This is a genomic window from Mycobacterium sp. NPDC003449 (assembly GCF_053588415.1).
On record NZ_JBSFPX010000045.1, the window covers coordinates 1 to 15,356 of the forward strand.

15 protein-coding genes are annotated in these 15,356 nt (G+C 62.8%); 14 read left to right on the forward strand and 1 reads right to left on the reverse strand.

Translation table 11 applies throughout. The features are described 5' to 3' along the window. The 8 genes from ACWDTP_RS14205 to ACWDTP_RS14240 form a co-directional block, all read left to right on the forward strand. Window positions 1–635 (forward strand): SDR family NAD(P)-dependent oxidoreductase (locus ACWDTP_RS14205; protein WP_450020664.1); only part of this gene is annotated, 635 nt, incomplete at its 5' end. Window positions 636–645: 10 nt separating this feature from the next. After that, window positions 646–2,196, forward strand: coding sequence for an AMP-binding protein (locus tag ACWDTP_RS14210; RefSeq protein WP_450020666.1), 1,551 nt, complete (start codon window positions 646–648; stop codon window positions 2,194–2,196). 18 nt (window positions 2,197–2,214) lie between these two features. Then, window positions 2,215–2,655, forward strand: a complete 441-nt coding sequence (locus ACWDTP_RS14215; RefSeq protein ID WP_450020668.1) for a Zn-ribbon domain-containing OB-fold protein — start codon at window positions 2,215–2,217, stop codon at window positions 2,653–2,655. Next, a complete protein-coding gene (locus ACWDTP_RS14220; protein WP_450020670.1) occupies window positions 2,652–3,806 on the forward strand; it encodes a thiolase C-terminal domain-containing protein in 1,155 nt (384 codons plus the stop codon). The genes ACWDTP_RS14215 and ACWDTP_RS14220 overlap by 4 nt, the downstream gene beginning before the upstream one ends. Before the next feature lie 2 nt (window positions 3,807–3,808). Beyond that, the gene (locus ACWDTP_RS14225) at window positions 3,809–4,975 is read left to right on the forward strand and encodes an acyl-CoA dehydrogenase family protein (RefSeq protein WP_450020724.1); all 1,167 of its coding nucleotides are present in this window, start codon (window positions 3,809–3,811) and stop codon (window positions 4,973–4,975) included. A 101-nt stretch (window positions 4,976–5,076) separates the two neighbouring features. Further along, window positions 5,077–5,877, forward strand: coding sequence for an SDR family oxidoreductase (locus ACWDTP_RS14230; protein ID WP_450020672.1), 801 nt, complete (start codon window positions 5,077–5,079; stop codon window positions 5,875–5,877). A 123-nt stretch (window positions 5,878–6,000) separates the two neighbouring features. After that, window positions 6,001–6,642, forward strand: coding sequence for a TetR/AcrR family transcriptional regulator (locus ACWDTP_RS14235; protein WP_450020674.1), 642 nt, complete (start codon window positions 6,001–6,003; stop codon window positions 6,640–6,642). 117 nt (window positions 6,643–6,759) lie between these two features. Beyond that, window positions 6,760–7,548, forward strand: coding sequence for an enoyl-CoA hydratase/isomerase family protein (locus ACWDTP_RS14240; protein WP_450020676.1), 789 nt, complete (start codon window positions 6,760–6,762; stop codon window positions 7,546–7,548). Between the two features lie 72 nt (window positions 7,549–7,620). On the opposite strand, the gene ACWDTP_RS14245 is transcribed toward ACWDTP_RS14240, so the two are convergent. Then, the gene (locus ACWDTP_RS14245; protein WP_450020726.1) at window positions 7,621–8,133 is read right to left on the reverse strand and encodes a MarR family winged helix-turn-helix transcriptional regulator; all 513 of its coding nucleotides are present in this window, start codon (window positions 8,131–8,133) and stop codon (window positions 7,621–7,623) included. Between the two features lie 215 nt (window positions 8,134–8,348). On the opposite strand from ACWDTP_RS14245, the gene ACWDTP_RS14250 reads away from it, so the two are divergent. The 6 genes from ACWDTP_RS14250 (at window position 8,349) to ACWDTP_RS14275 (ending at window position 15,319) form a co-directional block, all read left to right on the forward strand. Continuing rightward, a complete protein-coding gene (locus ACWDTP_RS14250) occupies window positions 8,349–8,771 on the forward strand; it encodes a Zn-ribbon domain-containing OB-fold protein (RefSeq protein ID WP_450020678.1) in 423 nt (140 codons plus the stop codon). Further along, complete coding sequence (locus tag ACWDTP_RS14255) at window positions 8,768–9,988, forward strand: thiolase family protein (RefSeq protein WP_450020680.1); 1,221 nt, start codon at window positions 8,768–8,770, stop codon at window positions 9,986–9,988. Before ACWDTP_RS14250 ends, ACWDTP_RS14255 begins: the two co-directional genes overlap by 4 nt. A gap of 47 nt (window positions 9,989–10,035) precedes the next feature. Further along, window positions 10,036–11,610, forward strand: a complete 1,575-nt coding sequence (locus ACWDTP_RS14260) for a class I adenylate-forming enzyme family protein (RefSeq protein WP_450020682.1) — start codon at window positions 10,036–10,038, stop codon at window positions 11,608–11,610. 160 nt (window positions 11,611–11,770) lie between these two features. After that, the gene (locus ACWDTP_RS14265) at window positions 11,771–12,700 is read left to right on the forward strand and encodes an SDR family NAD(P)-dependent oxidoreductase (RefSeq protein ID WP_450020684.1); all 930 of its coding nucleotides are present in this window, start codon (window positions 11,771–11,773) and stop codon (window positions 12,698–12,700) included. A 67-nt stretch (window positions 12,701–12,767) separates the two neighbouring features. Further along, window positions 12,768–13,523 carry an enoyl-CoA hydratase/isomerase family protein gene (locus ACWDTP_RS14270; RefSeq protein WP_450020686.1) on the forward strand — a complete coding sequence of 252 codons (756 nt, stop codon included), beginning with the start codon at window positions 12,768–12,770 and terminating at the stop codon, window positions 13,521–13,523. 2 nt (window positions 13,524–13,525) lie between these two features. Continuing rightward, window positions 13,526–15,319 carry an acyclic terpene utilization AtuA family protein gene (locus ACWDTP_RS14275; protein WP_450020688.1) on the forward strand — a complete coding sequence of 598 codons (1,794 nt, stop codon included), beginning with the start codon at window positions 13,526–13,528 and terminating at the stop codon, window positions 15,317–15,319. Window positions 15,320–15,356: the final 37 nt, after the last annotated feature.

Consider the following 15,356-nt stretch of genomic DNA (forward strand, 5'->3'; position numbering starts at 1 on the left):
GCCTGGACATCCTGATCAACAATGCTGGGATCATTCGCGATCGCAGCTTCGTCAAGAGCACGCCGGATGACTTCGATGCGGTGATTGCGGTGCATCTTCGTGGCACGTATCTCACGTCCGCACAGGCGTTTCGGCACATGCGTGAAGCCGGCTACGGGCGCATCGTCAACACCACCTCCGCGGCGGGCCTGTACGGGAACTTCGGTCAGGCCAACTACTCGGCCGCCAAACTCGGCATCGTCGGGCTGTCGCGAACGATGGCGATCGAAGGCGCTTCTCGCGGAGTGTCGACCAACGTCATCGCGCCCGGCGCCAAGTCGCGGATGACCGACTCACCCGGCGTACCGGGCCTTGATGCGATGAAGGCGTCGCTGGTGGCCCCCGTCGTGGCGTGGCTGTCGCACGAGTCCTGCACCGAGAACGGACAGGTGTACTCGGCGTCCAGCGGGCGGGTCTGCCGCCACTTCATCGGGGAAACACCCGGCATCTACGACCCTGAGCTCACTATCGAGACGGTTGCCCGTCGTGCCGGCGAGATCGCCGATGCGACAGGCAGTGTGACACCGGACAACATCACCGAACACATGGAGTTCTCGGAACAAGTTCGTAGCGGCGCAGAGGTCTCGACGTCCTGATCGCCGAATTATGAAGGACTTCTCCTACAACCGCCTCCTCCTGGGCGGTATCGAACGGTCGGCCGACCGGACGGGATTCATCGACGAGAGCGGCCGGGAGACGTTCGCCGCGCACCTCGATCGAGCACTGCGCCTGTCCGCGGCGTTCGACGGCTTCGGCCTCTCGGCCGGCGATCGAGTCGCGATCATCGCCGGAAACTCGACATCGGCGATGGTCGTGCTCAACGCCGGGTTTCTCAGCGGAGTCATCCCCGTCCCGATCAACACCATGCTGTCGATCCCAGAGATCAGACACATACTCGCCGACGCCGACCCGGCGCTGATCGTCGTCGACGCCACCTTTGCGGCGCGCACGGATCTGCGCGCGCTGCAAGCCGCCCTCCCCGGCGTGCGGGGCATCGTCACCATCGACACCGCCGTTCCCGGCGCGATGACGTTGGGCGAAGTAGTGGACGGCTCGGCGCCGGCGGCGCCATTTGACGTCGACGAGAACGCCACCGCGATTTTGGTTTACACCAGCGGAACGACCGGCCGGCCCAAGGGTGTCGGATTGTCGCAACGCAACCTGTGCGGACTCGTCTTCGGACTGGCACCGACTCTGGACCTGTTCCGGCCGGGCAACGTGAACCTGCAAACCGGACCGCTGTACCACGTCGCGGGGATCGGTCCCGCGCTGTCGTTCGCCGCCGCGGGCAATCTCGGGGTGTATCGCGAACGGTTCGATGTCGAGCGTGCCCTGACGGACATTCCCGCTCATCGAATCACCCACATGATGATCGTCCCCAAGCTGCTTCAGATGCTGTGCGGTCACGCTGCGTTCGAGCCGTCGGTCGTGTCTTCGATCCGCCACATCTGCTACGGCGGTTCGCCTATGCCTGCAGCATTGTTGGAACGCGTGCTCGCGGTCGCGCCGCAAGCCCGGATCACCCAGATCTACGGCATGACCGAGGCGGGGCTGGGCACGTGTCTGTCCCACGAGGATCACGTTGCGCGAACGGCCCTGCGGTCGGTTGGGAAAGCTGTTCCGGGGACACAAGTCCGCATCATCGACTCCGAAGGATCGCCTGTTGCCCGCAACGTCGCTGGTGAGGTATGTCTGCGCGGACCAACGGTTTTCACCCACTACTGGCGGAGACCGGACGAGACTTCGCGCACACGCTGCGATGGCTTTCACCGAACCGGCGACGGTGGCCTGCTCGACGACGACGGCTACCTGTACCTGACCGATCGGCTGAAGGACATGATCATCAGCGGCGGTGAGAACGTCTACAGCGCCGAGGTGGAGCTGGCGATCGCCGATCACCCCGCCGTCGATCAGGTTGCCGTGATCGGAGTGCCGAGCACCGAGTGGGGAGAGGCCGTTCACGCAGTCGTCGTGCCTACCGCGGGTGCTGCTCTTCAGGAAGCGGATCTGACCGCCTTCCTGCGCGACCGCATTGCCCGCTACAAGATTCCGAAGACTTTCGACATCCGCTCCCAACCACTGCCGCTGTCGGCGGGCATGAAGGTTCTCAAACGCGATTTAAGAGCCGAATACCAGTCCAGAACAGCCAACCGATGAGAAGGAGAACCACGCCCGATGACTTCAACTAGCGACACCACGTCGGTGCGGTCTGTCGACCCCGATCTGTATCGATTCGACGGCGACAACGTCTCGCTGCTCGGATCCCGCAGCGTCGGCTCGGGCGAGCTGCTGTGGCCGCGAAGACTGAGATCTCCCGTCGACGGTGGCGCTGTACAGGATGTCGAGCTCGCACCGGCCGGCACCATTTGGTCGTGGACCTTCGTGCACGTGCCGTGGCCGGGCAGCAAACCACCCGATCCCGGCGCCGAACAGGGCTACGCCGTCGGTCTGATCGATCTCGACGACAACGGACCGAGGGTCATCGGGGCACTCGTCGGACCGGCCGATCAGTGGTCGGTGGGCCAGCGCGTTCGCGCCGTCCCGCTGCCGTTTCGCACCGGCGACACTGGTGTGGAAGCGGTGCTCGGCTTTGCGCCGTCGGGGGTGAAGCGGTGAATCAGGACGTTTACGTACTCGGGGTCGGCATGAGCCGCTTTGGTGGGCCTGAGCAGTCATTGGCCAACCGGATCATGACGGCATCGCTCGGCGCGCTCGAGGACGCCGCGATCCCATTCGCGGAGATCGGAGCACTGTACCTCGGCACGGCGCTGGCTCCGCCCATGTTCGGCCTCGGAGTGGTGAAAGACCTTGGACTGACCGGGATTCCGGTGGTGCGAGTGGAGAACGCTTCGGCGACCGGGGCGGCGGCGTTCTACGAAGCGGTTCACTCTGTCGCCGGGGGCGCACAGGACGTCGTGATGGCTGTCGCCTACGACGATCCCGCCGCGGCCGGAGCAGACTTCAACGCAATCCGGGCGGGGGTGCCGGTCGTCGAAGCGGTGGTCTCGCCAATGGCCTTCTTCTCGATGTGGGCGGTGCGCAGGATGGCCGAGCACGGTACGACCGCCGAGACGCTCGCTCGTATCGCTGCGAAGAACTGGAACAACGCCCGGCTCAGTCCTTACGCCGAGCGTCAGGCACCAAAACCCGTCACCGTCGAACAGGTGCTCGGTTCCCGGATGCTCGCCTACCCGCACACAGCGCGCATGGCGGCACCGCAGGGCGCGGGGGCTTCGGCCGCGATCGTCTGCTCGCGGGCGGCGCTGCAACGCCTGGGCGTCTCGGCTTCGGTGCGAGTTGCCGCGTCGCAGGCGCATTCCGAGCTCTACTCGCCGGGCCACCTGTTCACAGGAGCGGTGGTTGGGCCACCGGAGATGGGTCGTCGCGCCGCACATGCGGCGTATGAAGAGGCAGGCATCGGTCCCACCGATCTCGGTGTGATCCAGTTCCACGATGCCTACGCGATCGAGGAGTTGCTCTACTACGAATCGATCGGCCTCTGCGACGAGGGTGAAGCCGACAAGCTCGTTGCCGAGGGGTCGACGGAGCGCAGCGGCAGATGGCCGGTTTCGACGGATGGCGGCTTCATCGGTCGCGGGCATCCGGCGGGCGCGTCGGGCATCGCGCAGATCTGGGAGTTGGTCGAGCAGCTGCGAGGAAGGGCCGGCGAACGGCAGGTAGCGAGTCCTCGAGTCGGTCTTGCCCACATCATCGGCGCGGGCTCGGTGTGTTACACCCATTTGCTGGAAGCCGTGGATCCGACGTGAGCATGGACTTCGACCTCACCGACGATCAGCAGACGATCCGTTCGGCAGTGGCCGAGCTGGCGGGCAAGTTCGACGACCACTATTGGCTCACGAAGGACCGCGATCACGAGTTCCCGCGTGAGTTCTACGACGCCTTCGCCGCGGGCGGGTGGTTGGGCATCACCACTCCGGAGGAGTACGGCGGGCACGGATATGGGATCACCGAGGCGTCGATCCTGCTCGAGGAGGTCGCCGCTTCGGGGGCAGGTATGAACGGCGCGAGTTCGATGCACCTGTCGATATTCGGCATGCACCCCGTGATCGTGCACGGGTCCGATGAACTCAAGGCCCGAACTCTGCCGCGCATCGTCAGCGGAGATCTGCATGTGTGCTTCGGGGTGACGGAGCCGGGAGCGGGTCTGGATACGACGCGCATCACGACCTTCGCGCGCAGGTCGGGCGACCGATACATCGTCAACGGGCGAAAGGTATGGATTTCGAAGGCGATGGAGTCGGAGAAGATCCTGCTGTTGACCCGTACGACGAAGATCGAGGACGTGTCACGTAAGACAGACGGATTGACACTTTTCCTCACCGACCTCGACCGGACCAAAGTGGATATCAGGCCCATTCCCAAAATGGGTCGCAACGCGGTTACCTCCAACGAATTGTTCATCGACGGCTTGGAGATCCCCATCGAGGATCGGGTCGGCGAGGAGGGACGCGGGTTCGAGTACATCCTGGACGGCTTGAATCCCGAGCGCTGTCTCGTTGCCGCCGAGGCGCTCGGCATAGGGCGCGCCGCCCTACGGGCAGCTGTCCGCTACGGCGTTGAACGAGAGGTTTTCGGCAGGCCGATCGCGATGAACCAGGGCATCCAATTTCCGTTGGCCGATTCGCTGGCGCGCCTGGATGCCGCCGAACTCGTCTTGCGCAAGGCCACCTGGCTGTACGACAACGGGCGGCGATGCGCGCGTGAGGCGAACACGGCCAAGTATCTGTGCGCCGAGGCCGGCTTCGAAGCCGCCGACCGTGCACTGCAAACTCACGGCGGGATGGGCTATTCGGAGGAGTACCACGTCGCAAGGTACTTCAGAGAGGCGCGCCTGACGCGGATCGCACCGATCAGTCAGGAGATGATCCTGAACTTTCTCGGCTCACACGTACTCGGTATGCCCCGAAGTTACTGACGCCGGTCGCGTGCACCGACCCAAGTCGGCGCTCCGGCGTTGTCGACGAACGAAAAATATGAAACTGAGTGACTACTCACTCGTTACCGAAAGGAACGCTAATGGATCTCGGGCTGAAAGGCAGAGTCGCGATTGTCGCCGGCGCCAGTAGGGGCATCGGGCTGGGCATTGCCCGGGACCTCGCCCGAGAAGGGGTCAAGGTGGCCATGGTCGCCCGGCGCGAACGTGCGCTGCGGCGGGAGGTGGACGCCATCAACGCCGCCGGCGGGCAGGCAGTCGCAATCACCGCTCAGATGGCGGAGCGGGATGACGTCGTCCGGGCCGTCGCCGAAGCCACCGAGGCATTCGGACCTCCCGACATTGCCGTCAGCATGAGCTTCTTTCTCACCGTGGTCGGTGGAACGATTCCGGGCCGGGGTTTCGACAACGCCTCGGACGATCAGTTCGAACAAGCCATGCAGGACATCGTGATGAACATCGTGTACCTCACTCGCGAAGTTATTCCCCACATGAAGGAACAGGGATGGGGCCGCCTGATCAACATCGGCACCATTGCGATGAAGGAGCCGCACCGCGAGGACCCGGTGCTGTTCTCGAACATCCGTGTCGCCGCGTGCGGACTGATGAAGTCGCTCTCGAATGAACTCGGCGGCCATGGCATCACTGCGAACGTGATCGCTCCAGGACCCGTCGAGACGCCTTACTTCGCTGACTACGTGGCGCAACTCCCCGAGTCGGTCAACACTCTGGAGAAGTACATCGACAACATGGTCCCGACCAAGCGGCTGGGCACGATCGAAGATGTCGGCGCACTGGCGACGTTTTTGGCCTCCGACCGAGCCGGCTGGCTTACGGGCCAGACGATCTCGCTGGACGGCGGATACGCCCGGACCCTGTTCTGAGCTCCGCGCTGCCGTGCAGATTGTTCGAAGTCGCACGCTGGCTCGGCCCGCTCGCTCGCTCGTATACTCGACCGACTAACCGACATGCAGTGAAGTCTCGACGCGCGAGGTGGATTAACGACAATGGCGAATGATACCGCCCCCGCCGGCTGGAATGCCATCAACGGACGGATCAAAGACGAGGGTGCCCTCGCAGAAGGCCGAAACAAGTTGCTGAAAGCAGGCTTGGCCTGCTTCTCGAAGAACGGATACAGCAAAACCTCGGTCAATGACGTCGCGGCGGCCGCGAACGTGAGCATCGGCTCGCTGTACAAGTATGTGCGAGCCAAGGAGGACATCCTATGGCTGGTGTCTGAGGCGGGCTTCGACCGAACTAATGAGGCCATGGCCCGAGCGCTGAACGTCGATGGGAGTTCAACGAGCAAGTTGGACGCGGTGGTGAACGGTCTCGTCCGCCAGGCCGACGGCGACCGCGACCTGGTACGTCTCCTCTACGTCGAGTTCCAATACATGCCTCAGCCCATGCAGTCCCGCTTGCACCAGCAAGAGGAGCGTCACGTCAGCGAGATCACCACGCTAATCGAGCAGGGTATAGGGCACGGTGAGTTTCACTGCGACGATCCGCGTATGGCTGCGCTTGCGATCAGCATGACCGCCTCCACGTGGGTCCTCAAGCGCCATTTGCTCCGGCGGGTGTCGTTGACCGCTTACATCACGCGTAATCAGGCGTTGGCGCGGCGCCTGGTGGGCATCGAATCCGCCTGACGCGAGTCCATTTTGGTTGACAGCGCCACTCGACACGTTACTGTTGGTGAATAATCACTCACTCACCACCCTTAATGGAACGCGTGCGACGCTGTCGTTGACGAGAATGGAGTCAAGATGAATTTCACCGGAACGACGGCGGACGACGTGGCAGGAGGGTTGGTGCGCCATTCGGTCGTCGACGAGGTCGCAGTAATCACATTGAATCGTCCTGACGCCATGAACGCCTTGACTCCGGCACTGGTCAGTCAGCTCGAAGAGGTCTGGAAGCGCGCAGTGGCGGAACCGGTTCGGGCCGCCGTGCTCACGGGGGCGGGGCGGGGCTTTTGCGCGGGTGCTGACCTCAAGTGCACGGCTGCCCTCTTGGGTGCCGGTCGCAACGACGTGATGGGAGACTTTCTCGCTACGTCCTTCCGCATCGTAGAACTCATCCGCGACGCCCCAGTCATCACCGTGGCCGCCGTAAACGGAGCGGCCGCCGGTGCGGGTATGGGCTACGCCCTGGCTACCGACTTCCGGGTCTTGTCTCGTTCGGCGGCTCTACATCCGCGCTTCGCCGGTCTCGGCGTAGCGCCCGATAACGGCTCGTCGTACTTCCTCAGCCACTTCCTAGGCTCGGCTCATGCTGCCAGGTTCCTGCTGCGGGACCAACCGATGAACGCCGGAACCGCATTCGAGTTCGGAATCGCTGACCAGGTTGTCGACGACGGTGAGAGCGTCGTCGCCGCCGCAGTCGACCTCGCCAGGTCGATCAATCCTGTGCCGAGTTCTTCGCTGCAAGGAATCCGGCAGCTCTCGGTGACCGCGCTTGCACAATCGCTTTCTGCCCAGCTCGCGGAGGAGGAACGCCTCGCCCGGGCGATGTGGCCAACCTTCCGAGAGAAGGCTGCAGAATTCGGCGCCTGATAACGAAGGCGGCTCTCGACGTGGCGCACTTCAGCTCCTGGATCGCCACCGAAGTTGAGCTTTCGAAACGCGTCAGTGCGGTCCGGCGTCGCCCGCCGCTCGACGCATAGTCGTGAGGGCCTGGTAAAACCGCTTGACGTCACGGTTGGTGCCACTCAATCCGAAGTTGATTTCGTGGAGGGCTCTGGTGGCCCCATCGGCGGCCTCCCGTCCGAGGTCGGTGATGGTGATACACGTCGCTCGCCGGTCGGTGGGATGGGGGCTGCGCCGCAACATGGCCCGCCTCTCGAGGCGATCCGTGACAAGGGTGGCGGTGGTGGCGTGAATCAAGAGTCCGCGGGCCAGATCGGAGATCAACCGTGTGCCGGTCTTCGAAAGTTGCAACGTCATCAACGTCAAGTAGTCCGTCAGGTTCAACTCGCACTTTTTAAGTTCATCGTCGACCGCGTCAGCGACGAGGCGGTGGTAGCGAAGCAACGACGACAACGTGAGGAATCGCTGCTCGTCGCCGTCCAATTTCTGCTCTTCCCAGAAATGCTTGGCCCAGTACACCGGGTCGTTCGTGTCGTCGGACACATCGCGCATACTCGCCACTCGCCGTCTCCTTGGTTGTTTCGGGGGCCTGCCTGCGATTCTGCACTGGCGATTGGGTCCACCGCCGCGATGACCCGATTCGCGGCGTGATCATGAGCCGACTGTTGGCCAGCTTACGTCGCGGGACGAGGCTGACGAGGATTCACTAAGACACTTGATTGTATAGCAATGGAATATAGATTAATATAGTATTATTCTGGCTGCAGATGCTGGGAATCGAGGAGGTAACTGTGCCGCGTGTCATCCCCGTCGTCGACTATCTGGTGTTGGGTGAGGATCCGCACCTCGAGGCCCACGAGTGCGCTGGTTGTGCGGCGTTGTATTTCGACCGTCGAAACGCCTGTGCGAAGTGTTCAAACACCTCATTCGTCAAACGGCGACTTTCCAACGAAGGCGTTGTGAGCGGGTACACGATCGTCCGGCGCGGTGTGAAGTCCTGGCCCTTCACCTCCGTGGTCGTTCGCCTCGACGGCGGAGGAGTGGTCAAAGCGAACCTCCTCGACACCCATGATCCCGCCGACGTCGAAACCCAGAGGCGAGTCCGCCTCACCACGTTCGACATCGGTACCGATGACGATGGAAACGTCGCGGTGGCGTTCGGATTTGAGCGAATTGGGGCCCACAAGTGAGTGAGAACGTCTGGATAATCGGCGCCTCGATGACGAAGTTCGGTCGGTTCCCGGACAAGGATCTGATGGACCTCGCGTCTACCGCAGCGCTGGACGCCTTGGCCGACTCTGGCCAGCAAATGTCCGCCATGGGTCTGTTAGCGCTCGGCAATGTCTACGAAGCGAATTCGCACAACGGCCAGCGCCTGCAGAAGCAGATCGGGCAGAGCGGGATTCCGGTTTACAACGTCGTCAATGCCTGCGCAACGGGGGCCACGGCGGTCCGCGTCGCAGTCATGGCCATCAGGTCCGGCGAGTGCGACCTTGCGATGGCACTGGGCGTTGAGAAGATGGGCAAGATGGGCATGCTCGGGGGTGCCGCAAAAGAGCGTGGCGACAAGACTGCCTTCTTGCCACGGGGCCGGTATGGGTCCGTGGCGAAGACAGAAGGTCTCCTCGGTACCGGTCTGATGCCCGGCGTATTCGCTCAAGCAGGGACTGAATATGCGCTGACTCACGGCGTGACTGCTGAACAGTTCGCGAAGGTTGCCGTCAAGAACCATCAGCACTCGGTGCTGAACCCGCTGGCTCAATACCAACGTACGTTCACGCTGGAGGAGGTTCTCCGCGCCGAGGTGATCAGCTATCCGAATACTCTGCCGATGTGCTGTCCCACCGGTGACGGTGCCGCATCGGTGATCCTGGCGTCGGACGCTCGGCTGCGAACACTGGACCCGGACGTACGTCGGCGGGCCATCAAGATTTCAGCCTCGGTGATGACGTCCGATCCGTGGACCGAGGCAGGCCAGGTTCAACCGGACGTCAACACGCTCACGCGACTCGCCGCCGATCAGGCCTACGAAGCCGCGGGCATCGAGCCGACTGAGTTGGATCTTGTAGAGCTCCACGATTGCTTCGCGACTGCGGAGTTGTTGCACTACGACAATCTCCGGCTATGCGCACCGGGGGGCGCCGGCGAATTCATCGACTCCGGTGCGCCGACACGGGATGGTTCGCTGCCAGTCAACGTGTCAGGTGGACTGCTGTCGAAAGGCCACCCGATTGGGGCAACAGGCATAGCCAACCTCTACGAGGTTGCCACCCACCTGCGCGGTGAGGCCGGACAACGTCAGATCGAAGGCGCCCGCGTCGGGCTCGCCCACGTAATTGGCCTGGCATCGGCGTGCTCGGTGCACATTCTGGAGGCGCCCAGCCGGACGAAAGGGGCGCCGTCATGACTGCCTGCGGTTCGGCGCAATCTTCTACGCGGCTTTGGAGCGACCAGGTGATCGCCGGGACCTATGCGGGGCACGCTGGCCTGGTGTACGCGGCATCGCCGGAGAACATGTCACAGCTGTTGGAGGCACCCGCCGCTTGGCATGAACATGCTTACCTCGTCCAGGGGGAGCGACGGATCTCCCATGCTGCGTTCCGATCAGCCATTCCGCGCGCCGCGGCGCAACTGTCGGCTCGTGGCGTGGCACGCGGAGATCGAGTGATGCTGCATAGCTACAACCGTCCTGAGTTCGCCTTGGCCACCTGGGGGGCGTGGTGGCTGGGCGCGGTGCCGGTCTATGCCAACCGGTGGTGGAGCCGCACTGAAATCGAGCATGCCGTGGCTGTCACGTCGCCGGCTCAGCTACTGAGCGACGCTCCCGAACTTCTCGAGGGGTGCGGGCCCGTTCTGTATTTGAACGACCTGAGCGAGGCCTTGCATGACACCAGCATGCCGGAAGCACCTGTGGCGGAAACGAATATCGATGACCCAGGGCTCATCTTGTTCACCTCCGGGAGCTCGGGCACACCCAAGGCGGTCGAATTGTCGGTGCGCGCGTTGATCGTCAATCAGCAGAACATATTGGTCAGGTCCGGTCGGCTCCCGATCGCCGACGGCTCCGGCGCCGAGCTGCGAACCTCGGTGCTATCCACCCCACTGTTCCACGTGGGCGGCTCCTCCCGATTGCTGACCACGCTGCTCACCGGCGGCCGGTTGGTGCTCACAGAGGGGCGATTCGACGCCACCGAGGTGCTACGGCTGATCGAATCCGAGCGTGCCCACAGCTGGGGCGGCGTGCCGACCATGGCGATCCGCGTGCTCGAACATCCAGACTTTGAGTCCTACGACCTAACCAGCCTCGAATCCTTGCCCATCGGCGGAGCCCCGCTGCCTCCCGACCTTGCCCGGCGGGTGACGTCGAAACTGCCCCAGTTGCGTGACCGCGGGCTGGCCAACACTTGGGGCATGACCGAGACGGGCGGCTTCGCCACAGTTGCCGGAACGGCAGTCCTCCGCGAACGTCCAGGAACGGTGGGCAAGCCATATCCTGTGGTCGAATTGCGTATCGATGACGCCGACGAGACCGGATCGGGCGAGATCCTGGTTCGATCACCCACCGTCATGCTGCGCTACGTAGGGGTTGAAGACGGTGCGCTGACCGACGATGGATGGCTTCGCACTGGCGACGTCGGACATTTGGACGACGACGGTTACCTCTACGTCGGAGGCCGGCGCAAGGACATCATCATCCGCGGCGGAGAGAACATCTCTTGTCCGCAGGTCGAACAGCACCTGCTCACCCACCCATCGGTGGCCGAAGCGGCCGCTTTCGGAATTCCCCACGATGACCTGGGGGAGGAGTTGGTGGCCGCCATCACCTGTCGAACAGGACGGACGGTCGACGCCCAGGCTTTGCGCGAACACTGCGCCGGCAAACTCGCCTACTTCGCGATACCGACGCGCTGGCACATATCCGCCGCGTCGCTACCCACGCTGGCGGGAGACAAGCTGGACAAGATGACCATCAGAGCGAATTTCATGGCGTCTCAACGCGCCCCCCGGCGGGGCTGCACCGAATGCTGATTAATCGCCGTCCGGGCGCATCGGCCTCGGGCGGAAGGTGGGAGGAGACGATTGCCCCACTTACTTTGGCAATATATAGTCTACTAATATACTAATTGATTTATAAGCGGCCCCCCCGTTGCGTGGGTGTGGTGTCCGCCTAGGAAGCGAGCGGAATCCCATGGGACACCTCCAGGACAAAACGATCATCGTGACCGGAGCGGGGCGGGGAATTGGGCGTGAGCACGCACTTCTCTTCGCCGCCGAGGGGGCTAACGTCGTAGTCAACGACCTCGGTGGCGAGCAAGACGGCGCCGGCGCCTCGACCGGGCCGGCGCACGACGTCGTCGAAGAGATCCGCGCCGCCGGCGGCTCTGCGATCGCCAACGGCGACGACATCGCCGGCACCGCCGGGGCGAGCAGAATCGTGTCATCGGCGGTGGATGCATACGGACGCATTGACGGCCTGGTCAATAATGCCGGCATCCTGCGAGACCGGATGTTGGTGAACCTGCATGACGACGACTGGGATCTGGTGCTGCAGGTCAATCTGCGGGGTACGTTCCTGATGAGCCGCGAGGTCGGTCGCCATTGGCGCGAGCGAAGCAAGCGCGGCGAGGCTGTCGATGCCTCGGTGGTGAACACAAGCAGCGAATCGGGTGTGTTCGGCAATCCCGGACAGGCCAACTACGCCGCGGCTAAGGCAGGTGTGGCCTCCCTGACTCAGGTGACCAGCAAGGAGCTCGCGCGTTACGGCGTACGGGTGAATGCGGTGCTGCCGCAAGCGCGAACACGCTTGACGGAGAGCGCATTCGGCGGAGCCCTTGATGGCGATGGCGACGCCTTCGACCGTATGCACCCGGGTAACGTCTCGCCATTCGTGGGTTATCTGCTCTCATCGGCATGTTCGCTGAGCGGCGAGGTATTTCTGGTTGGGGGCTCAAGGGTGCAGCGTATCCGTCCCTGGAGCAAAGATCCGGATTGGAAGCTAATGGCTAACGGGCGGTGGACGCTCGCCGATCTGGCTCGTACTGTCTCAGAAACCGGCGCTCCCTCATCCGCTAACAAGTGGACGGCCAATCCCGGGAAGGCCGGGGGTGGAACGAGATGAGCGCGAGCCACCTAGCACGATCGATTGAGCCTGCGTGGGTGAACCGGCGCGAGATCGCAACAGAGCGATGACCATCGAATACGAGGTACGCAATGAAGTGGCGTGGCTGACCATCAATCGTCCCGAGGCGCGCAACTGCCTCAATGAGGAAGTGCGGAGAGGTTTGTTCGCCGCACTTCACGCGTTCAACATCGATGACGCGGCGAAGGTACTTGTCCTTACCGGAGCGGGCACGGCGTTCTGTGCCGGAGGCGACCTTAAGGAGATGTCGCAAAGCGGTCTGACGATTCCGCCGATCAACTTCGTGCCGCAGTTCGGTCGTAATATAGAGGTGGCCAAGCCCACCATCGCCGCGGTCAACGGGCCGGCCCTGGCCGGGGGCTTTCTACTCGTCCAGAACTGCGACCTATGCGTCGCATCAACCTCAGCCCGGTTCGGGATCACCGAGGTCAAGGTCGGCCGCGGAGCTCCGTGGGCGGTGCCTCTGCCGTCAATGATTCCGCGACGAATCGCGATGGAAATGCTGGTGACCGGCGAATCGCTTTCGGCAGAACGCGCATACGAGATCGGATTCGTCAACCGACTCGTTCGGCCGGACCAGCTGATCGCTGCCGCCCAGAAGTTGGGAGAGGAAATCGCCTCCAACGCACCGCTTTCCGTGGCCGCAGGAAAGAAGACTGCTTCGTTGCTCGCAGAACAATCGCTGTCTGATGCGTTCTCGGAAGCCGAGCGCCTTTGGGCGCAAGTCTACTGTAGCGCCGATGCGCAGGAGGGAATGCGCGCGTTCGCCGAAAACCGACGGCCAGTATGGAGTGGAGCGTAATCGTGGCCAGTTCAAACGATGATCTTCTGGTGGGATCGGTACCTCGACGGCCGGTCCGCATCGGGAATGCATCGGCATTCTACGGTGATCGGTCGTCATCCATGCGGCTGCTAATCGAGGGCGGCGACGTCGATGTAATCACCGGGGATTACCTCGCTGAACTCACCATGCTGATCCTATGGAAGGCGCGGCAGAAGGACCCCGATACAGGATGGGCCCGAACGTTTCTCAGCCAGTTGGGAGAGGTTATCGAGGCCTGCGCCCAGCGCAGACTGAAGGTGGTTGTCAACGCTGGTGGCCTGAATCCGGCGGGTCTCGCCGACGCGGTCCGTACCTTGATCGCCGATTCTGGCTTGGCCTTGCAGGTTGCCCATGTCGAAGGCGATGACCTCATGCCGGTACTGCCGCAGCTGCGTGCAAACGGACTCGAATTCAGACACTTGGATACGGGGCGCAGCCTGACCGATGCTGCGGTTCGACCGGTCACCGCGAATGCCTATCTGGGTGGATGGGGCATCACAGCTGCGCTCTCGGGCGGCGCCGATGTGGTCATCACTGGCCGCGTGACCGACGCAGCTCTGGTTGTCGGGGTCGGTGCGTGGTGGCACTGTTGGGACCGCGACGATTTCGACGCCCTAGCGGGTGCTGTCGCGGCTGGCCACGTCATCGAATGCGGACCCCAAGCGACCGGAGGCAATTACGCGCGAATGTCTGAAGTCGATGATCGCCGCTGTCCGGGGTCCCCCATTGCTGAATTGGCGCACGACGGGAGTTTCGTCGTCACCAAGCACAAGGGGACCGGTGGGTTGGTGACGACGGGAACTGTTACTGCGCAGCTGCTCTACGAAGTTGCATCGCCGGCTTACATCAACCCGGACGTGGTGTCGCATTTCGACTCATTATCGGTCACTCAGGACGGGCCCGACCGTGTGCTGGTCAGCGGAGCGAAAGGCAGTCCGCCGCCAGCGGACCTGAAAGTCGCGATGAATTACATCGGTGGATATCGCAACACGATGACCATGGTGTTAACCGGCCTGGACATCGAGGAGAAATCCGACTGGGCCATTGATCAGCTCTTCGAAATCCTCGGTGGAAGGAAACAATTCGACGAAGTGGATGTCCAGCTTCTCAGATATGACCGCGCCGAGCCTCGGACCTTCGACGAGTCGACTGCGCATCTGAAGGTGACCGTGAAGTCGACTGAGCGAGCGATCGTCGACCGTCCGTTCTCCAACGCCGTGACCGAGTTGGCGGTCGCCGGGTATGCCGGATTCCACACAACGACACCGCCGTCCAGTGCTCGTGAATTCGGCGTGTATTGGCCGACTGTCATTCCGGCATCATATGTTGAACACCGCGTCGTCCACGCGGACGGGACGATCCAGATGATCGATCACATTGCATATGAACAAGATTCGATTCCGGGGCAATATACGTCACCGAATCCACCGTTCGATTTCGGGCCCACGTCGCGGCGTCCGCTCGGCACCGTGGTCGGCGCCAGGTCGGGCGACAAGGGAGGCAATGCCAACGTAGGCGTGTGGACCGACAGGGACGACCGGTGGCGGTGGCTGTCCAGTACGCTAACCGTCGAGTTTGTTCGTCACCTGCTTGATATTCCGGAGAACCTGGAAGTCCGGCGCTACGACTTCGCCAATCTCAAAGGCGTGAACTTTGTCATCGTTGGCTTATTGGGGGATGGCGTGGCTTCCTGCACGCGAACGGATCCACAGGCGAAGGGCCTGGGCGAGTATTTGAGGGCGTGCCGGATTGCCGTCCCGAATGCATTGCTCTGAAGCGCTTCGATTTTAGGTACGGCTCCACCTGAACAAG